General features: G+C 59.1%; 13 protein-coding genes. 7 read left to right on the top strand and 6 right to left on the bottom strand.

All coding sequences use genetic code 11. The annotated features are described in order from the left end of the window. Positions 1-213: 213 nt before the first annotated feature. From AC07V0_RS18035 to AC07V0_RS18020, 4 genes are all read left to right on the top strand, one after another. Complete coding sequence (locus tag AC07V0_RS18035) at positions 214-3,705, top strand: response regulator (protein ID WP_495019793.1); 3,492 nt, start codon at positions 214-216, stop codon at positions 3,703-3,705. Continuing rightward, positions 3,705-4,517, top strand: coding sequence for a CheR family methyltransferase (locus AC07V0_RS18030; RefSeq protein ID WP_018926029.1), 813 nt, complete (start codon positions 3,705-3,707; stop codon positions 4,515-4,517). The genes AC07V0_RS18035 and AC07V0_RS18030 overlap by 1 nt, the downstream gene beginning before the upstream one ends. A gap of 78 nt (positions 4,518-4,595) precedes the next feature. Then, positions 4,596-5,810 (top strand): hybrid sensor histidine kinase/response regulator, encoded by a 1,215-nt coding sequence (locus AC07V0_RS18025; RefSeq protein ID WP_495019792.1) that lies wholly within the window; start codon positions 4,596-4,598, stop codon positions 5,808-5,810. Between the two features lie 44 nt (positions 5,811-5,854). Further along, positions 5,855-6,232 carry a response regulator gene (locus tag AC07V0_RS18020; RefSeq protein ID WP_018926027.1) on the top strand — a complete coding sequence of 126 codons (378 nt, stop codon included), beginning with the start codon at positions 5,855-5,857 and terminating at the stop codon, positions 6,230-6,232. 85 nt (positions 6,233-6,317) lie between these two features. Here AC07V0_RS18020 and AC07V0_RS18015 read toward each other — a convergent pair whose 3' ends face one another. Both AC07V0_RS18015 and AC07V0_RS18010 read right to left on the bottom strand, forming a co-directional pair. Next, the gene (locus tag AC07V0_RS18015; RefSeq protein ID WP_495019791.1) at positions 6,318-7,373 is read right to left on the bottom strand and encodes a tetratricopeptide repeat protein; all 1,056 of its coding nucleotides are present in this window, start codon (positions 7,371-7,373) and stop codon (positions 6,318-6,320) included. 76 nt (positions 7,374-7,449) lie between these two features. Then, positions 7,450-8,349, bottom strand: coding sequence for a bestrophin family protein (locus AC07V0_RS18010; protein ID WP_495019790.1), 900 nt, complete (start codon positions 8,347-8,349; stop codon positions 7,450-7,452). Positions 8,350-8,559: 210 nt separating this feature from the next. Between AC07V0_RS18010 and AC07V0_RS18005 the strand changes: the two genes are divergently transcribed. The 3 genes from AC07V0_RS18005 to AC07V0_RS17995 are packed head-to-tail and all read left to right on the top strand — an operon-like array spanning position 8,560 to position 11,867. Beyond that, positions 8,560-10,707 (top strand): FUSC family protein, encoded by a 2,148-nt coding sequence (locus AC07V0_RS18005; protein ID WP_495019789.1) that lies wholly within the window; start codon positions 8,560-8,562, stop codon positions 10,705-10,707. Further along, entirely contained in the window at positions 10,697-10,897 is a 201-nt protein-coding gene (locus tag AC07V0_RS18000) for a DUF1656 domain-containing protein (protein ID WP_018926023.1), read from the top strand. The genes AC07V0_RS18005 and AC07V0_RS18000 overlap by 11 nt, the downstream gene beginning before the upstream one ends. A gap of 4 nt (positions 10,898-10,901) precedes the next feature. After that, positions 10,902-11,867, top strand: coding sequence for an HlyD family secretion protein (locus AC07V0_RS17995; protein ID WP_495019788.1), 966 nt, complete (start codon positions 10,902-10,904; stop codon positions 11,865-11,867). 237 nt (positions 11,868-12,104) lie between these two features. On the opposite strand, the gene AC07V0_RS17990 is transcribed toward AC07V0_RS17995, so the two are convergent. The 4 genes from AC07V0_RS17990 to AC07V0_RS17975 all read right to left on the bottom strand — a co-directional run bounded on the left by AC07V0_RS17990 (position 12,105) and on the right by AC07V0_RS17975 (position 19,071). Next, positions 12,105-13,526, bottom strand: coding sequence for an efflux transporter outer membrane subunit (locus tag AC07V0_RS17990; protein ID WP_018926021.1), 1,422 nt, complete (start codon positions 13,524-13,526; stop codon positions 12,105-12,107). Further along, positions 13,523-16,714, bottom strand: a complete 3,192-nt coding sequence (locus AC07V0_RS17985; RefSeq protein ID WP_018926020.1) for an efflux RND transporter permease subunit — start codon at positions 16,712-16,714, stop codon at positions 13,523-13,525. The genes AC07V0_RS17990 and AC07V0_RS17985 overlap by 4 nt, the downstream gene beginning before the upstream one ends. A gap of 15 nt (positions 16,715-16,729) precedes the next feature. Next, entirely contained in the window at positions 16,730-17,983 is a 1,254-nt protein-coding gene (gene mexE, locus AC07V0_RS17980; protein ID WP_018926019.1) for a multidrug efflux RND transporter periplasmic adaptor subunit MexE, read from the bottom strand. A 506-nt stretch (positions 17,984-18,489) separates the two neighbouring features. Further along, positions 18,490-19,071 carry a helix-turn-helix domain-containing protein gene (locus AC07V0_RS17975; protein ID WP_086944242.1) on the bottom strand — a complete coding sequence of 194 codons (582 nt, stop codon included), beginning with the start codon at positions 19,069-19,071 and terminating at the stop codon, positions 18,490-18,492. Positions 19,072-19,132 lie beyond the last annotated feature (61 nt).

The raw sequence follows: 19,132 nt of genomic DNA, 5'->3' as shown, positions 1-19,132 counted from the left end.
CGCCGGGCTCTTGCATGAGTAAGTGACGGATCACGACAAGTTCCCGAGGCGTTACAAAGAACAATAGCCGCACAAGAGCCGCGAAGAATAACCGCTCCTTTGCGCCGGAGCAGTGAAATGCAGGATATTGCCGAAAAACGTGTCAGAAAAATGGATCCCCTCGGCCGATTTGGGGCAGACTCGATGGCTTCCAACAGTTCGACAAGGCTTCCCATGACCTCTGCGCCTGCGGTTGATGAGCAACGATTCCGTAAACTCCTGAGCCGCAACGTCAGCCTGCCGTTGGGTGTCGGTGTCATCAGCGCGGCGTTCTTTGTCTTGCTGATCACCTATCTGCTGTCGGTGATCCAGTGGGTCCAGCACTCGGACCGGGTGATCAATAATGCCAATGAAGCCGTAAAACTGACCTTCGATCTGGAAACCGGTATGCGCGGTTTCCTGCTCAGTGGCGACGAGCAATTTCTCGAGCCCTATGAGACGGCCAAGCCAAGAATAACGGTCGCCCTCAATACCCTGCTCGAACTGACCGCGGACAATTCGGTGCAAACCGACCGCCTGCACCGGCTCCAGGTCTTGCAGACGGAATGGGCCAATTACGCGCAATCGATAATCGATTTGCAGCGCGCAGGCGGTGATTACCGCAGCGTCGTCAAGGTCGGGCGCGGCAAACGGTTGACCGATGAGATCCGCAAGCAATTCGAAGACGTGATCGACATGGAGCAGCAGTTGCGTGCCACGCGCAATGAAGAAGTGCGAAGCGCCACAATCTGGAGCATCGCCCTTTATCTGTTGTTCGTAGCCGGTATCAGCGGATTGCTGGCCTATGTCGGCCGCCGGGATCTACTCAACCTGTCCCAAAGCTACAGCGTCAACCTCGCCGCGCAACAGGCCAGCGCCCGGCGTCTGGAACAGCAGGCCTGGTTGCGCAATGGCCAGACCGAACTGGCCGAGCAAGTCCTGGGGCAGTTATCGCTCAATCTGTTGGGCCGCAATATCCTGCAGTTCTGCGCGCAATACCTGGGCAGCGCCGTCGCGGCGATCTATGTCCGTGAGGAGCATGGTGGCCTGAAGCGCATCGCGTCTTACGGTTTCTCCCGGGAACAGGAAGCACTTGAGCAGCAGATTTACAATGGCGAAGGGATTGTCGGCCAGGTGGCGCAACAGGCGCGCCTGATTCGTCTTGATGAGGTGCCAGGGGACTACTTCAAAGTCAGCTCCGGCCTGGGCGAAGGTTTACCACGCAGTGTACTGGCGGTGCCGACCAGCGATGACGATCGCGTCAACGGGGTGATCGAACTCGGTTTCCTGCGACCGCTGACAGATCGTGACATCGAGTTGCTCGAACTGGTTGCCGGCAACATCGGCACCTCGATCGAAGCGGCGCGCTATCGCCAGCGCTTACAGGAAGTGCTGGCCGAAACCCAGCAACTCAACGAAGAGTTGCAGGTTCAGCAAGAAGAACTCAAGAGCGCCAACGAAGAGCTGGAAGAGCAGTCGCGGGTTCTCAAGGAGTCCCAGGCTCACCTGGAAACCCAGCAGATCGAGCTGGAGCAAACCAACGAGCAACTCGCCGAACAGGCGCAGATCCTGGCCGAGCAACGCGACGCCATGGACCTGAAGAACGGCCTGCTGAATCAGGCCCAGCTCGAGCTCGAGGCCCGCGCCGAAGAATTGCAGCGTGCCAGCAAGTACAAATCCGAATTCCTTGCCAACATGTCCCACGAATTGCGCACGCCGCTGAACAGTTCGTTGATTCTGGCGAAATTGCTGGCGGAAAACCCGCAGGAAAACCTCAGCGCCGAGCAGGTCAAGTTCGCCGAGTCGATCTATTCCGCCGGCAACGACTTGCTCAACCTGATCAACGACATTCTCGACATTTCCAAGGTTGAGGCCGGCAAGCTTGAGGTGCGTCCGGAGAACACCAGCGTTGCGCGCCTGGTGGAAGGCCTGCGAGGAATGTTCGAGCCGTTGGCCGCGGACAAGAAACTGGATTTTGAAGTCGAATTGCGCGCTGACGCACCGCTGATGCTGTTCACCGATCGCCAGCGCCTGGAGCAAGTGATCAAGAACCTGTTGTCCAACGCGGTGAAGTTCACCGAAAAGGGCACAGTCAGCCTGATTGTCGCGGCTCAGCCAGGCGAGGGCATCGCCTTTATCGTCCGTGATACCGGGATCGGCATTGCGCCGGATCATCAGGACAGCATTTTTGAAGCCTTCCGTCAGGCCGACGGCACTACTAACCGTCGTTACGGCGGAACCGGCCTAGGCCTGTCGATCTCTCGTGATCTAGCCACCTTGCTGGGTGGCTCCGTCAGCCTGACCAGCACGCCGGGGCAGGGCAGTGTGTTCACCCTGGTGTTGCCGCAGCACTACATCGAACCGGGCGATGCGCCTGTCGAAACGATGAAAGCCACGCCGGTGACCATGCCGCAAGCCATCGTGGTTACCGCGCCTGTACCGCTGGTTGCCGAGGTCGAAGTCGCGCGTTTCGATGATGATCGCTACAAGGCGCCGTTCGCCACTCGTTGCATCCTGGTGGTGGAAGATGAGCCGGACTTTGCGCACATCCTCTACGATCTGGCCCATGAACTGGGTTATCAGTGCCTGGTGGCCTACGGCGCCGATGAAGGCTACGACCTGGCCAGGCAATTCATCCCCGACGCGATCCTGCTGGACATGCGCCTGCCGGATCATTCCGGGCTGACGGTGTTGCAGCGCCTGAAAGAGCAAGCCGAAACCCGGCACATTCCCGTGCATGTGATCTCGGTCGAAGACCGTGTCGAGGCCGCCATGCACATGGGCGCCATCGGTTACGCGGTCAAACCGACTACGCGCGAGGAGCTCAAGGAGGTGTTTGCCCGCCTCGAAGCCAAACTGACCCAGAAGGTCAAACGCATATTGCTGGTCGAAGACGACGATCTGCAGCGTGACAGCATCGCCCGATTGATCGGCGACGAGGACATCGAAATCACTGCCGTCGGCCTGGCGCAGGATGCACTCGATTTGCTGCGCACCACGATTTTCGACTGCATGATCATCGACCTGAAACTGCCGGACATGCTTGGCAACGACTTGCTCAAGCGCATGTCCTGCGAGGATATCTGCTCGTTTCCACCGGTGATCGTCTATACCGGACGCAACCTGACCCGGGACGAAGAGGCCGAGCTGCGCAAGTATTCGCGCTCGATCATCATCAAGGGCGCGCGTTCGCCCGAGCGGTTGCTGGATGAAGTGACACTCTTCCTGCACAAGGTCGAATCCCGCTTATCCCATGAACGCCAGACCATGCTCAAGACCGCCCGCAGCCGCGACAAGGTGTTCGAGGGGCGCAAAGTGCTGCTGGTGGATGACGATGTACGCAATATCTTCGCCCTGACCAGTGCGCTGGAGCAGAAGGGCGCGGTGGTGGTGATTGGCCGTAACGGTCGTGAAGCAATTGAGCGATTAAATGAAGTCGAGGACATCGACCTGGTGCTGATGGACGTGATGATGCCGGAAATGGATGGTTTCGAAGCCACCCAGGAAATCCGCAAGGATCTGCGCTGGCGCAAGCTGCCGATCATTGCGGTGACGGCCAAGGCGATGAAGGACGATCAGGAGCGCTGCTTGCAGGCCGGCTCCAACGACTACCTGGCCAAGCCCATCGACCTGGATCGCCTGTTCTCGCTGATTCGTGTGTGGTTACCGAAGATGGAACGCCTCTAATGGAGCGCAGCGAAATCGAACTGAGGTTGTTGATCGAAGCGATCTACCTCAAATACAGCTACGATTTTCGCGATTACTCCGGCGCGTCGATCAAGCGTCGGGTCAACCATGCATTAAGCCAATTCGAGTGCAATACCATCTCGGCGCTGCAAGAGAAGGTCCTGCACGACCCAACCGCGTTCATGCAGCTGCTGCAATTGCTGACGATTCCGGTCAGCGAAATGTTTCGCGACCCTTCGCACTTCCTGGCGCTGCGTCAGGAAGTGGTGCCGCTGCTCAAGACCTATCCGTCGATCAAGGTCTGGATTGCTGGTTGCAGCACCGGCGAAGAGGTCTATTCGATGGCGATCCTGCTGCGCGAAGAAGGCTTGCTGGAGCGCACCATCATCTACGCCACCGACATCAACCCGCGCTCGCTGGATAAAGCCAGGCAGGGGATTTTCTCCCTGCAGAATGTTCGGGCCTACACTCACAATTATCAGCAGGCCGGTGGTCAGCGTTCGTTCGCCGATTACTACACGGCGGCTTATGACTACGCGATTTTCGACAAGAGCCTGTGCGACAACGTAACGTTCGCCGATCACAGCCTGGCCACTGATAGCGTATTCTCCGAAACTCAATTGATTTCGTGTCGTAATGTGCTGATTTACTTCAACAAAAAGCTTCAGGATCGAACGTTCGGCTTGTTTCACGAATCTTTGTGTCATCGGGGCTTTCTGGCACTGGGCAGCAAGGAAACCCTGGATTTTTCGGCCTATGGCAATCAGTTTGAGCCGTTGGTCAAACAAGAAAGGATCTACCGCAAATCATGAACCGTGCAGGTATTCCTTGTGTAGAAGCTATCGTGATCGGTGCTTCGGCCGTCTTCGTGTCGAGCGGGAACAAATCCCATGCTAAGTAACATCCAGGCCAAATTGCTGATCGTCGACGACCTGCCGGAGAACCTGCTGGCGCTTGAGGCGTTGATCAAGCGGCTGGACCTCATCGTCTACAAGGCCTTGTCCGCCGACGAAGCCCTGTCGCTGTTGTTGCAGCACGAATTCGCGCTGGCCATTCTCGATGTGCAGATGCCCGGCATGAACGGCTTTGAGTTGGCCGAGTTGATGCGCGGCACGGAAAAAACCAAAAGCATCCCGATTGTGTTCGTCAGTGCCGCTGGCCGTGATCTGAACTACGCATTCAAGGGCTACGAAAGCGGAGCCGTGGACTTTCTGCACAAGCCGCTGGATGTTCACGCGGTCAAGAGCAAGGTCAATGTCTTCGTCGATCTGTATCGCCAGAGCAAGGCGATGAAGCAACAGGTCGAAGCCCTGGAGCAAAGTCGCCGCGAACAGGGGGCGTTGCTCGAACAGTTGCAGAACACCCAGAAAGAACTGAAGCAGGCGGTGCGCATGCGCGATGACTTCATGTCCATCGTTGCGCATGAAGTCCGTACACCGCTCAATGGCCTGATCCTCGAAACCCAGTTGCGCAAAATGCACCTGGCCCGGGATAACGCAGCGGCGTTCACCCTGGACAAAATGCACGCCATGGTCGAGCGCGACGAACGGCAGATCAAAAGCTTGATCCGCCTGATCGAAGACATGCTTGATGTGTCGCGGATCCGCACCGGCAAGCTGTCTATCCGCCCCAGTCGGTTTGACCTGGTGCAACTGGTGCACAATCTTTTGCAGAACTTCGCACCGCAGGTTGAGGCCGCAGAGTCGTCAGTCAGCTTGATCGCCGACCAGCCCGTGATGGGCGACTGGGACGAGTTTCGTATCGAACAAGTGATTTGCAATCTGCTGACTAATGCGTTGCGCTATGGTGCCAAGAGCGCGATCGACGTTCGCGTGTACAATCACCACGGGCAAGCGCGGGTTGAGGTTCAGGATCGCGGTATCGGGATCGGTGTAGAGAATCAACAGCGCATTTTTCAGCAGTTCGAGCGGGTTTCCACCAGGGCCGTGGTGGCGGGGCTGGGCCTGGGGTTGTTTATTTCGCAGCAGATTGTCGCCGCCCATGCTGGCTCCATTACCGTCGAGAGCCGGATTGGCGAAGGCGCCTTGTTTCGCGTTTGTCTGCCGCTGCAGGAAAACAGCCCGATGAACGCAACCTCTGATTGACCACATGGTCGTATCAGCAGCTATTGACCGAACAAAGGTTTTCCATGAGTGAAGATGCACAAGACGTGGTACTGATCGTTGAAGATGACCCTTCGATTTTGATGGTGCTGTCCGCTTACTTGTCGGGTGAAGGTTACCGGGTGCTGCAAGCCGAAAATGGTGAGCAGGCCTTTGAGATCCTGGCGAGCAAACCGAACCTGGACATGATGATCACCGATTTCCGCCTGCCTGGCGGGATTTCTGGCGTGCAAATCGCCGAACCAGCCGTGAAGCTGCGACCGGAACTCAAGGTGATCTTCATCAGCGGTTACCCGCAGGAAATCCGCGAGACCGACAGCCCGATCACCCGCAAGGCACCGATCCTGGCCAAGCCATTCGATCTGGATGTGTTGCAACAGATCATGCAGGACATGCTCTCCTGAAGCTGCGTCGACGGTTGTGTCGTACGGCCCCCCTGTAGGCGCTGCCGAAGGCTCGGGCCGCGTTCGGACGATCTTTTGATCTTGATTAAAGCCCTTGCTGCAACGCCGGATCATCCGGATTGAGCTGCTCGAGTTGCGCCAACAGGATCTGTACGTTCTGCAACTGCCCGCTTTCCTTCCAATAGTTGATCAACAGCACGCGCGCCTTGCGATCGGCCGGGTGGCGCTGGACGATTTCCTGCAGCTGTTTCTGCGCGGCCTCCAGCTCTTGTTCACCATGCAACGTGGTGGCCAGGTCGTAGCGGTAATCCTTGTTGTCGGGTTCAAGCTCCACGGCTTTGGACAGCCCCAGCAAGGCGAACTCACTTTGCCCGTGATGCAGCAACCAGAGCCCCAACGCATGTTGCAAGTAGGCCGAATCGGGCTGGGCCTTTAACTGCTTCGCCAACAATTGCTGGGCGGCATCGCTTTGGCCCAGTCGATCCAGCACGTCAATCTGCATCACCAGTGCCGGCAAGTTGCCGGGCGCCAGTTGCAACGTGCGCTCCAATGCCTGCTGCGCGTCCTTCAGTTCGGCATTATGCAAATGCAGGCGCGCCAGTTGGTACTGGGTGTCGGCGCTTTCCGGCTGCTGCTTGAGGACCTGCTCCCAAGCGTCAATGGCTTGCTCCAGGGGGCCGAAATACAACCCCAGCTCATCCGGAGACAGCCCCAGCAAGGCGTTGACCGCCGCAAACCGGACGCTTGGGTCGCTGTCATCGAGCAAGGGCCCGAGCAACAGACTTCGCTGTCCATTGGGCACTAAACCGCTGATGCTTTTGATCGCCGCGATGCGTACCTCCGCCGATGGATGTTGCAGGTCCGCATCCGCCAGTTTCAAGGCTTGCGGGCTGGGGTAGTTGGGCAGTTCGGCATGTAGCCAGACGCGGCGCTTGTCGGACAGGTCAGGGCGGCCCAATTGCTGGTAAAGAACCCGCGCCGCCCCCGGTTGACCCATGCGTGCCTGGGTCAGCGCTTCGCTGTAGCCGCGTCGAATTGCCTCCGGCACCACGGGCGTCGTGCTGCGCAAAAAAAACCAGGCAAGGGCGAGGGAAAACAGTGCACAGAGGCTGATGAGCAGATAGCGGCGGGACTGAGGCATGCAGGAATCCGGGAGCTGACAGGCTTTTACAAGGTCACCAGCTTCGGTCAGGCCGGGCTGTGAGTCAAACCCTGGCTCAGTTCAGCACGTAGTCATCGGGCTCAAGGGCCGGTGGCAAGTCGGTTTGCCCCAACGCTGCCAGCACTTCGCGCTCCAGCGTGCGCAAAATCGCATTGCACGGCAGATCGTTCTCATCGAAGCCGAACGGGTCTTCCAGATCGTCGCCAATTTCGTCGAGGCCGAAAAAGGTGTAGCTGACAATGGCGGTAATCACCGGTGTCAGCCAGCCAAGAGATTCGGCCATGGCGAACGGCAACAAGATGCAGAACAGGTAGATGGTGCGGTGCAGCAACAGGGTGTAGGGGAAGGGCAGCGGCGTACTTTTGATGCGTTCGCAACTGGCCTGGACCTGACTGAGGCTGACCAGTCGCGTTTCCAGTTGGGTATAACGCCATTCGCTGATCTGGCCGTGTTCGGCAAGGGCCGAGCACCGGACGCCAATCCGCTGCAAGAGCGCGTCAGTGATGTTCGGATGCTCTGCGTCCACGGCATCCTGCGTCCACGGCTTGATGGCGCTCATCTCGTTTTCAACGCGCAGGCGGGCGATCAGGCCATGGGCGAACCCGCAGAGTTCACGCAGCATAAGTTCACGTTCGGCCGCCTCCATCAGCCCCTGGGTTTGACGAATCAACGATCGCACTTCGATGATCAACTGCCCCAGATGCTTGCGGCCCTCCCACCAGCGGTCGTAGCAGGCATTGTTGCGAAAACTCATGAAGATCGACAACGACAGACCCAGCAGGGTGAACGGCGTGGCGTTGACCTTGGAGAAATACGCCGGGTGCCAGATCTCCACCAGCACGATTACCGACGCCAGCAGGGTCACCAACAGACTGCGCAAGGCAATGCGCTTGGCAATCGAGCCTTTAAGGGAAAACAACATGCCGAGCAGATTCGGCTTGGGACGCACAATCATGGGCAGGGGCTTTATAGAGAGAGTGACGCTTTCGCAGCGATTTCAGCCTAGGGGCATGGGGGGATCCTGTCCAATCGCTTTGGCTGACGAAGTGATCGACAAGCTCTATCGACGCAGGCGTGTCCATCGGCGAAATGGCCTACAGGTCTTGTCGACATTGAAACTCGTCGAAGCAAGGAAGCAATGACTACGCTTGCAGGAGATGACTCGATGAGCGCTCCCATGCAACCGCTGCTTCAATACTTCAAGGCGATTCTCAACCCCGGACGCGAGGTGCTGCTGTTTGCCCTGAGAACCATCGTGGCGGGGCTGCTGACGCTGTACCTGGCCTTTGTGTTCGACCTCGACCAGCCCAAGTGGTCGATCATGGCGGTGATCATTGTCAGTCAGCCATTGGGCGGCATGGCCCTGGCCCGAAGTTTCGGCCAGATCATCGGCACCACGTTGGGCGCGGCGGTCGCGGTGTTGATCATGGCCATTTTCCCCCAGGCGCCGCTGCCCTTCATCATCACCCTGGCCTTGTGGTTGGCGCTGTGTACCGCCGGCGGCACCTTGTTGCGCTACACCAGTTCCCAAGCGTTTGTCCTGAGCGGTTACACGGCGGTGGTGGTGGCACTGCTGGCGCAACCCGATCAGGAGGGTACGTTCCTGCTGGCAGTCACTCGCGTGACAGAAACATTGCTGGCGGTGGCCTGCGTGTGCGTTGTCAGCCTTCTGACGGCGCGACCGGAGGCGGTGGCCAAGGGTTACTTCGCCAAGATCGATCAAGTGATCAAACTGCTCGCGACTCACGCGGCAGCGGTGATTCGAACCGAGGAAAGCGAGGCCGATTTCCACAAGCGGCAAATGCAACTGTTGGGCGAGATCAGCGCCCTTGAAGGGCTGCGTCGACATTTGTACTTCGATGCACCACGGTTGCGCAGCTCCAATAGCCTGGTGCAATTGCTCGGCAATCAACTGGTGCTGCTGACTTCGCGGCTGACGGCTTTGCGTCACCAGCGGCAATTACTCACCGAACGTTGGGAAGGCGCGCTGCCGGAAGAGATACAGCGTTTGCGCAGCGAGGAACTGGCATTCCTTGATGAGCTGGCCGTGCAAGGTCGCTCATTGTCGATTGAGGCGCGGCATCATTTTTTGACGCTGCAACAGCGTTTCGATGACCAGGCCTACAAGGCCGAACAACTCACCGAGACGATGCCTGCCACGCTGCGTTCATTGGCCTGGGCACTGCGCTGGGAGCAGGCACGGATGTTGGAGCAACTGGGGCAGATTCTGGAACTGAGCGACGCGATCCAGGAAGGACGGGAAGCCAGTTGCGTGTTCCGCGGCCAGGACAACCCGTTGCATCTGGACTTCACGTTGGCAGCAATGAACGCAGTCCGGGCATTTACAGCGTTACTGGTGGCGGGGCTGATCTGGATCGAGACTGCTTGGGATGGGGCCCGTGGCGGGATGATTGTAGTGGGGATTCTCTGTTCGCTGATGGCGACTTTTCCGCGACCGTTGCTGGCCAGTCAAAGCTTTGCCAGGGGGCTGGGTCTGGCCTTGGTGGTGTCGGCGTTCTATCTGTTCATGCTGATGCCGATGATCAGTGACTTCGAGTTGCTCGCCTTGTTGTTTGCGCCATTGCTGTACGCGGTCGCGGTGGGGCTGGCCAGTCCGCCAACCACTGGCACAGGCATTGGTCTTGGACTGACGACCATGCTGTTGCTGGGGCCGCAAAACGCAGGAATCGGCCAAAACTCTGCCATTCAGTGGTTTGAATTTGCCGGCGCGTATATCAGCGCCGCCGCGCTGGCACTCAGTGTTTACGCCTTGATCTTCCCGTTCAGGCCCGATTTACGAATGCGCCGGCTGTTCAATGAAAGCTGCGAGCAGGTCTACGCTTTGTTGAAGACGCCGGCCACCGATGAACAGCAATTTGCGTTTGAAAGCCGTATGGTCGATCGCCTGACCATGATGTTGGGACTATTGCCGGCAACCAGCGACAAGCACTCTCGCGAGCTGTTCGAAGTCAGCCTCGGGTGCATGGCACTGGGGGTGGCATTGAACCAGCTCAGGCAGCAGGGGCAGAGCAATACGTTGTTGAGTACGCAACAACAGAACCGTTTGCTGGCGGCTGTCCGAGAGACAGGGCGATTGATCGCCGGGCGACCCGGGGTTGACCTTGTGCAGTTGCTCGGAAGCTTGCATGTCTTGGGCGATGAAATGGACGACTTGCATCTAGACGTACATGAACACCTGTGGTCGGTATTCAGGATGCGCGTGGCGTTGTTGATCGTGGTGTCGTTTCTGGAGCGCCATCGCAAATACTTTCAAGCCGCAGACAAGGAAGGAGTGCCAGCCCTTGCCCATTGATCTGGAAGTGGGGGGCGTCTATCTGCCGCCAATCGCCCAGGCGCTGTTGCTGGCCTTGCCGATTTTTCTGCTGTTGGACTGGACCTTGCGCCGCCTGGGGGTATTGCGATTTGTCTGGCATGAAGCCCTGTTCGAAGGCGCGTTGTATGCCTGCGTATGCGCAACGTTGATTCTGATGATGGGAGCCTGATGCCTTGAAGACGATCCTTGCCCGACTCGCGACCCTGGCGGTGGTGGTGCTGGCCGTCATCCTTGGCTGGTTCGCCTGGGAGCATTACACCCGCGCACCCTGGACGCGCGATGCACGGGTTCGCGCCGATGTGGTGACGTTGTCCGCCGATGTCTCGGGGCGGATCGTCAGCCTGAGCGTTCAAGACAACCAGCGTGTCGAGAACGGCCAGTTGCTGCTGGAGATCGACCCGGCTCGCTATACGCTGGCGGTGGAGCATGCCAAGCGTGCGGTGGAAGTTGCCAAAGCCACGCTGGGTCAATCCGAAGCGACGATTGTCTCCAGCGAAGCGCTGCTGCGGCAGCGTCAAAGCGAAGAGCAGCGCCGTCGAACCCTTAAACAGCGCTTCGCGATCTCCGGCGAAGAGTGGGAAAAGTCCAGTACCGAAGTCGCTGTGGCGCAGGCGGAACTCTTGCGCAATCAGGCCAATCTGGGCCTGGCACATGCCAACGTGCAGCTGGCGATCGCCGCTCTGACCCAGGCCGAACTGGACTTGCAGCGCACACGAGTCGTAGCGCCTGTCAGCGGTTACGTGACCAACCTGCTGACTCGCCAAGGGGACTACGCCACTGCCGGGGGCGCATTGTTGGCACTGGTGGACAGCGATTCGTTTTATATCAGTGGCTACTTTGAAGAAACAAAGCTGCCGCGAATCAAGGAGGGTGATCGGGTCAGGATCGAGTTGATGAGCGGCGAGACCTTCGGCGGCACCGTACAAAGCATCGCTTTTGCTATCGCCGACCGTGAGAACTCCCCCGGCAGTCGCCTGCTGGCCAACATCAACCCCAGCTATACCTGGGTCAAACTGGCACAACGGGTGCCGGTGCGGATTCAGATCGACGCCGACTATATTGCCAAAAACAGCCTGCGTGCCGGGACCACGGCCACGGTGACCGTCATGGAAAACCGGGATAATCAGGCAACCCACTAACCCCATATGGGGACGGGCTAATGTGGCGAGTGGGCTTGCCCCCGTTCGGCTGCGCAGCAGTCGTAGATTGGGGCCGCTTCGCGACCCAACGGGGGCAAGCCCCCTCGCCACAAAGGCTCGCTCCCACAGGGATATGCGTTGAATTAAAGACCGACAAAAAAAAGCCCCGCGACCGAATGAGGCGCGGGGCAAAGAATTTGGTTGGGTTGCGGCCAACCAAAGGGGCACGTTAAAGCATTACTTGCTGGCGACCGTCTCTGGCTGCCAGCCGCCGCCGAGGGCTTTGTAGATCGCGACGATGCCGCGATACAAATCGACTTCGGCCTGGGCCTGGGTGTCTTCGGCTGCAAGACGCTCACGCTGAGCATCGAGCAGGACGAGGAAGTCCACGGTGCCTTCGCGGTAGCGAATTTCGGCGAGGTCCGCAGCGGCGCGGCTTGATTCGCTTTGACGAATCAGCGAAATCAGGCGCTGCTGGCGTTTGCCGTAATCACTGAAGGCGTTCTCCGACTCTTCCAGTGCCAGCAATACGTGCTGCTCATAGGTCGCCAGGGCGCCCTCGGCTTCAGCATCGGCGCCGCGCAAACGGGCCCGCACGCTGCCCAGGTCGAACGCCGCCCAGGTAATGCTCGGGCCCAGTGCCCAGGCATTGGCCGCCGACGAGCCGATTTGTGAACCGCGCCCGGCAGTCCAGCCAAGAAAACCGCTGAGGCTCACCCGAGGGAACAAGTCAGCCTTGGCCACGCCGATACGCGCAGTGGCAGCCGCCAGTTTGCGTTCGGCGCTGCGGATGTCCGGACGACGTTGCAGCAGTTCACCCGGGTCGCCGATGGGCAGGGCCTTGGCGATCGCCGGCAAGTCTTTTGGACTCAGGTCGACGGTCAGCTTGTCTGGACGTTCACCCAGCAGGGTGGCGATGCGGTTGCGCTGACGAACCTGTTCGGCTTGCAGTTGCGGCACGCTGGCTTCGACAGACGCCAGGCGCGCATCGGCACGAACCACGTCCAGCTGATCGCCAACACCGGCGTCACGCAGGCTTTCGGTGATCTTGCGTGACTCCTGCTGATTGTTCAGGTTGGCCAGCGCGATTTTTTCTCGCAGTTGCGCGCCGCGCAGTTGGCCATAGGCGTCCACCAGTTCGGCAATCATGGTGACTTGCAGTTGGTAAAGATCGGCTTCGGCCGCTTGCTGCTCCGCGTCGCTGGATTCCAGGTTGCGCTGGATGCGACCGAACAAGTCCAGTTCCCAGGCCATGTCCAGACCCAAGTCATAGCGTTCGCTGTTGACCCGTTTGGTGGTCTGACCCGGAATCTGCCCTTTGCCCAGATCGCTGCTCGCGCGGCTGGTGATGGTCGGCATGGCGTCATTGCTGGCGTCATCGCGAATCGCCCGGGCCGCTTTCCAACGGGCAAAAGCCACACGCAAATCACGGTTGCCCTGCAAGGATTGCTTCACCAACTGGTTGAGGGTCGGATCGTCGAATTGCTGCCACCAGATGCCTTCGAAACGGGCGCGGTCAAAGTTCTTCTGACCGGCGCTGCCATCGTTGGCGGCCGTGATGTTGGCCGCCTCGGTGGCTGGGGTTTTATAGTCCGGGCCGACGGCACAGGCGCTCAGCGCCAGTACCAGCAGGCTCGGCAGGAAGGCTTTCAGGCTCATTGTTGCGCCTCCAGTTGCTTTTCCAATTTCAGTGCCTTGGCCGCTTTGCGTTGCTCACCGCGCTCCACAAAGTTGCGAATCAGTACGTAGAACACCGGCGTCAGCAGCAGACCGAAGAAGGTCACCCCGAGCATCCCGGAGAACACCGCCACACCCATGGCATGACGCATTTCGGCACCCGCACCGCTGGAGAAGACCAGAGGCACAACACCCATGATGAACGCGAAGGAGGTCATCAGGATCGGCCGCAGACGCAGACGGCAAGCTTCCAGTACCGCTGCCAGCGGGCCGAGACCTTCTTCCTGCTTATCCTTGGCAAACTCGACGATCAGAATCGCGTTCTTACAGGCCAGTCCCACCAGTACGATCAAGCCGATCTGGGTAAAGATGTTGTTGTCGCCGCCCGAGGCAATCACCCCGGTAATGGCCGACAGCAGAGTCATCGGTACGATCAGGATCACCGCCAGTGGCAGGCTCCAGCTTTCGTATTGAGCCGCGAGCACCAGGAACGCCAGCAGTACGCAGAGCGGGAACACGAACAGCGCAGTGTTGCCGGACAAAATCTGCTGGTAGGTCAGGTCGGTCCACTCGTAGGTCATGCCGTTCGGAAGTTCATCCTTGAGCAGTTTCTCGATGGCTTTCTCGGCCTGGCCGGAGCTGTAGCCTGGGGCTGCCGCACCGTTGATTTCAGCGGTGATGAAGCCGTTGTAGTGCATCACGCGGTCTGGCCCCGAGGTGTCGCTGACCTTGATGAAGGTCGCCAGCGGGATCATCTCGCCACGGTTGTTACGCACTTTCAGCTGACCGATCTGGTCCGATTCGAGGCGGAACTGTTGCTCAGCCTGAACGTTGACCTGATAGGTGCGACCGAAGCGGTTGAAGTCGTTGGCATACAGCGAACCCAGGTAGATCTGCAGGGTGTCGAAGATGTCGCTGACGGCCACGCCGTGGGTCTTGGCTTTTTCCCGGTCGATGGCGGCATCGACCTGCGGCACGTTCACGGTGTAACTGGTGAACAGACCGGCCAGTTCCGGCACGCTGCGGCTCTTGGCGATGATGTTCATGGTTTCTTTGTACAGCTCGTCATAGCCCAGGTTGCCCCGGTCTTCGATCTGCAGGCGGAAACCGCCAATAGTCCCCAGGCCTTGTACCGGCGGTGGCGGGAAGATCGCCATGTAGGCTTCCTGAATCCCGGCGTACTGGCCGTTCAACGCGCCGGCAATCGCACCGGCGGACATGCTCGGGTCTTTACGCTCGTCGAAAGGCTTCAGGGTGACGAACACGATGCCGGCGTTAGGGCTGTTGGTGAAACCGTTGATCGACAGGCCGGGGAAGGCCACCGCGCTTTCCACGCCAGGCTGTTTCAGGGCCAGGTCGGACATGCGCTTGATCACGTCTTCGGTACGGTCCAGGCTCGCGGCATCCGGCAGTTGCGCGAACGCCACCAGGTATTGCTTGTCCTGGCCAGGTACGAAACCGGTCGGCGTATTGGAGAAACCGAAGAAGGTCAGCACCATCAAGCCGGCGTACAGCAGCAGGGCGATACCGCTGCTGCGGATTACCCGGCCCACGGTGCCGACATAGCCATGGCTGGCCTTGTCAAAGAAACGGTTGAACGGACGGAACAACCAGCCACCGAAGATCTTGTCCAGCACCTTGGAGAAGCGGTCCTTCGGCGCGTCATGGCTCTTGAGCAACACAGCGGCCAGTGCTGGCGACAAGGTCAGCGAGTTGAAGGCCGAGATCACGGTCGAAATCGCAATCGTCAGGGCGAACTGTTTGTAGAACTGACCGGTCAAGCCGGAGATGAACGCGGCCGGGATAAACACCGCACACAGCACCAGCGCCGTCGCGATGATCGGACCGGTCACTTCACGCATCGCACGCTTGGTGGCTTCTACCGGAGTGAGTCCGAGCCCGATGTTTCGCTCGACGTTCTCCACCACCACGATCGCATCGTCGACCACGATACCGATGGCCAATACCAGTCCGAACAGCGACAGGGCGTTCAGCGAGAAGCCGAACAGGTGCATCACGGCAAACGTACCGATCAGCGAAACCGGCACCGCCACCAACGGGATGATCGAGGCGCGCCAGGTTTGCAGGAAGAGGATCACCACCAGCACAACCAGGATCAGTGCTTCGAAGAGGGTGTGAACCACCGCCTCGATGGAACCGCGCACGAAGATCGTCGGGTCATAGACGATGCTGAAGTCCATGCCTTCCGGGAAGTTCTTTTTCAGCTCGGCCATTTTCGCCCGAACGTCGTTGGAGATCTGGATCGCGTTGGAGCCTGGGCGCTGGAAGATCGGGATCGCCACCGCCGGTTGGTTGTTCAGCAAGGAGCGCAGGGCGTATTGGCTGGAGCCGAGTTCGACACGAGCGATGTCTTTGAGGCGAGTGATTTCACCATTTTCGCCAGAGCGAATGATGATGTTCTCGAACTCTTCCTCAGACACCAGACGGCCTTGGGTGTTGACCGACAGCTGGAACGCGGTGGCATTCGGCGCAGGCGGAGCACCCAGGGCACCGGCCGCCACTTGACGGTTCTGTTCACGAATCGCGGTGACCACATCGGTGGCGGTCAGATTGCGCGAAGCGGTCTTGTTCGGATCGAGCCACACCCGCAGCGAGTAATCGCCCATGCCGAACAGCTGCACATCACCGACACCGCCCAGACGCGCCAGCTCATCCTTGATGTTGAGCAAGGCGTAGTTGGACAGGTAGAGCATGTCGTAGCGTTTGTCCGGCGAGGTCAAGTGCACAACCATGGTCAGGTCGGGCGACGCCTTGTCGACGGTGATACCGATGCGCGTCACTTCCTCGGGAAGTTTCGGCTCGGAACGCGTCACGCGGTTCTGCACCTGCACCTGCGCGTTGTCCAGGTCGGTGCCCAGGGCGAAGGTGATGGTCAGGGTGATCTTGCCGTCAGCGGTGGATTGCGAGGACATGTACAGCATGTTCTCGACGCCGGTGATGGCTTGCTCCAGAGGAGCGGCCACGGTTTCACCGATGACTTTAGGGTTGGCGCCGGGGAAGTTGGCACGGACCACCACGGTTGGTGGCACCACTTCCGGGTATTCGCTGATCGGCAACTGGAACAGCGAGATGGCACCGGCGATCAGGATCAGCAGCGACAGTACCGCTGCGAAGATCGGCCGTGAAATGAAGAATTGGGAGAAATTCATCGGAGTAATTGCCCCTTAACCGCGTGGAGTCGCAGCAGCCAGTTTCACAACCGTACCCGGCGCGACCTTGGCAGGTGCGACTTGGGGCAGGTTGCTGGCTTCCAGCGCTTGTCGTTGTTGAGCAAGGGCCGCGAGGGTTTCCTTGCTGGCCATCGGGATCACTTCAGGGCTGACCGGCGAACCAGGGCGAACCCGTTGCAAACCCTTGACGATGATGGTGTCGTCTTTGTTCAGGCCGCTGCGCACGATGCGCAAGCCTTCGATTTTCGGACCCAGCTCGACGGGGCGATAAGCCGTTTTGTTGTCGGCATCCATCACCAGCACGAACTTTTTACCCAGGTCGGTACCGACCGCTTCGTCGTTGATCAACACCGCGGAGTAGGTGCCGCTGCCCACCAGTTTCAGGCGTGCATAAAGACCCGGGGTGTAGCTGCCGTCTCTGTTGTCGAACACCGCACGACCGCGGATGGTGCCGGTCTTCGGGTTGACCTGGTTGTCGACGAAGTTCATCTGGCCCTGGTGCGGGTTGCCGTCTTCATTGGACAGGCCCATGTAAACCGGGGTAGTGGCGCCGCGTTGACCCTGGCGGGCGAGCTGGTTGTACTTGAGGAACACACGCTCGTCGGCGTCGAAGTAGGCGTAGACCTTGTCGGTGGACACCACGCTGGTCAGCGCGGTGGTGTCGGCGGTCACCAGGTTGCCGGCGGTGATTTCCGCACGGCTGACGCGACCGCTGATAGGCGCAGTCACGCGGGTGAAGCTCAGGTTCAGTTTGGCCAGGTCCAGTTGTGCCTGAAGCGCGCCGACGGCGGCGCGAGCTTCTTGAGCAGCGCTGGTGCGCGAGTCGGCGAGTTCGGCGGAAATCGCGTTGCTGGTGCGCAGGCGTTCACCGCGTTGGGCTTCGTTTTCACTGCGGGTAGCCGTGGCGCGAGCTTGCGCCACCAGGGCTTCGAGGCGGCGGACCTCAGCCTGGAACGGACGCGGGTCGATCTGGAACAACAGATCGCCTTTCTTGACCAATGCGCCTTCGGTGAAGGTTACGTCATCGATCTGGCCGGAGACCCGTGGACGAATCTCTACCGTTTCTGGCGCTTCCAGGCGCCCGGTGAATTCGTCCCACTCGTTGACCGGTTGCTCCAGCACCTTGGCCACGCTGACTTTGGCCGCGGGCATGGTGGCGGCAGCGTCCGGAGTCTTGCCGCAGGCGCTCATCACCATCACGGCCAACAGGGCCAAGGGGAAGCGCAAATGTTTGAGTGACTGTTCCATGGATGCATCCGCCAATGTATTGAGATGGGCGGATAATGCTTGGCGGGGCGGTATCAAACGAATCGAACGAGGCAAAGGTAACTATCATTCGGAATGATATATGCCAGAAGCAAGCCCTCTAGCATGCACCTTTCGTTAGCGGGCTATCAAATGAAATGATGACAATTGTGTGTTGCGTGGAGTGCAAAGGTCTGGCTTGAAACCGTGTAGTGGCCTTCGCGGGCAAGCCTCGCTCCCACTGGGGATTTGTGTATCGTTGATCCGGTCCAGGAGCGAGGCTTGCCCACGAAGAGGCCATCAGCCTCAATACAACATCAGGATCAGGCCAGACTATCCGGATCCCCGAAGAATATTTTGACTTGACTCCAGGGCGGTGGTTTCAGGTGATAAAAAACTGGCGATGCCCCCACTTTTACCCCACTCACTATTAGAGTCAGGGGCATCGTGCGCAGCTGTCAGGGCGTCTAGAAAATTCAGGGTGATTCACCGTGTCGATGGCACCCACCTCAGGAATGCTCTATCACCATCACCGCAGTGGTGTCCGCCTCGAGTGCTTCGAACACGTGAGGCACATTCGCCAGGTAGCTGATGTAGTCGCCAGCGTTCAGCAATACAGGTCCAGTCGCCGGGCCGATATGGGCGCTGCCGCTGCACAACACCACGTGCTCTACGGTTCCCGGTGGGTGAGGCTGAGACAGCCGAACTTCGCCGGGCTGCACTTTGAGCCGGTAGATATCACGTTGTACTCCCGCCGGGCAATCGGCAAGCAGTGTCGCTGCATAATTGGCAGTCTCGGCATAGGTCGTCATACCCTCGTTGGCGCGAATCACCCGCAGGGTCTGCTGGGGTTGCTCGAAGAACCGAGTGACTTGCAAGCCCATTGCCATCGCCAGCGACCACAAGGTTTCGATGCTGGGGTTACCGATTCCCGACTCCAATTGAGACAAGGTCGACTTCGCCACCCCGGCGCGCTTGGCCAGCTCGGTCAAGGAAAGCCCGGCGGCCAGGCGCTCGCGTTTGATTGAAAGGGCCAGCAGATCGATTCGGCTCGGGTTATTTCTCAGTAGGGTGTTCGTTATGTTGGTCATTTGTTTTGTAAATCGTCCTGAAATTGGTTGACGCTCTCAGGCGTCTTGTTCAGTATAGTGG

The organism is Pseudomonas sp. GW821-FHT01E10 (genome assembly GCF_059422365.1).
This window is presented reverse-complemented; position numbering and strand designations above follow the sequence as displayed.

Excerpts from the sequence above, each read along its gene's own strand:
- AC07V0_RS18035 (WP_495019793.1), top strand. The coding sequence starts at position 214 with ATGACCTCTGCGCCTGCGGTTGATGAGCAACGATTCCGTAAACTCCTG.
- AC07V0_RS18030 (WP_018926029.1), top strand. The coding sequence starts at position 3,705 with ATGGAGCGCAGCGAAATCGAACTGAGGTTGTTGATCGAAGCGATCTAC.
- AC07V0_RS18025 (WP_495019792.1), top strand. The coding sequence starts at position 4,596 with ATGCTAAGTAACATCCAGGCCAAATTGCTGATCGTCGACGACCTGCCG.
- AC07V0_RS18020 (WP_018926027.1), top strand. The coding sequence starts at position 5,855 with ATGAGTGAAGATGCACAAGACGTGGTACTGATCGTTGAAGATGACCCT.
- AC07V0_RS18015 (WP_495019791.1), bottom strand. The coding sequence starts at position 7,373 with ATGCCTCAGTCCCGCCGCTATCTGCTCATCAGCCTCTGTGCACTGTTT.
- AC07V0_RS18010 (WP_495019790.1), bottom strand. The coding sequence starts at position 8,349 with ATGATTGTGCGTCCCAAGCCGAATCTGCTCGGCATGTTGTTTTCCCTT.
- AC07V0_RS18005 (WP_495019789.1), top strand. The coding sequence starts at position 8,560 with ATGAGCGCTCCCATGCAACCGCTGCTTCAATACTTCAAGGCGATTCTC.
- AC07V0_RS17990 (WP_018926021.1), bottom strand. The coding sequence starts at position 13,526 with ATGAGCCTGAAAGCCTTCCTGCCGAGCCTGCTGGTACTGGCGCTGAGC.
- AC07V0_RS17985 (WP_018926020.1), bottom strand. The coding sequence starts at position 16,714 with ATGAATTTCTCCCAATTCTTCATTTCACGGCCGATCTTCGCAGCGGTA.
- mexE (WP_018926019.1), bottom strand. The coding sequence starts at position 17,983 with ATGGAACAGTCACTCAAACATTTGCGCTTCCCCTTGGCCCTGTTGGCC.
- AC07V0_RS17975 (WP_086944242.1), bottom strand. The coding sequence starts at position 19,071 with ATGACCAACATAACGAACACCCTACTGAGAAATAACCCGAGCCGAATC.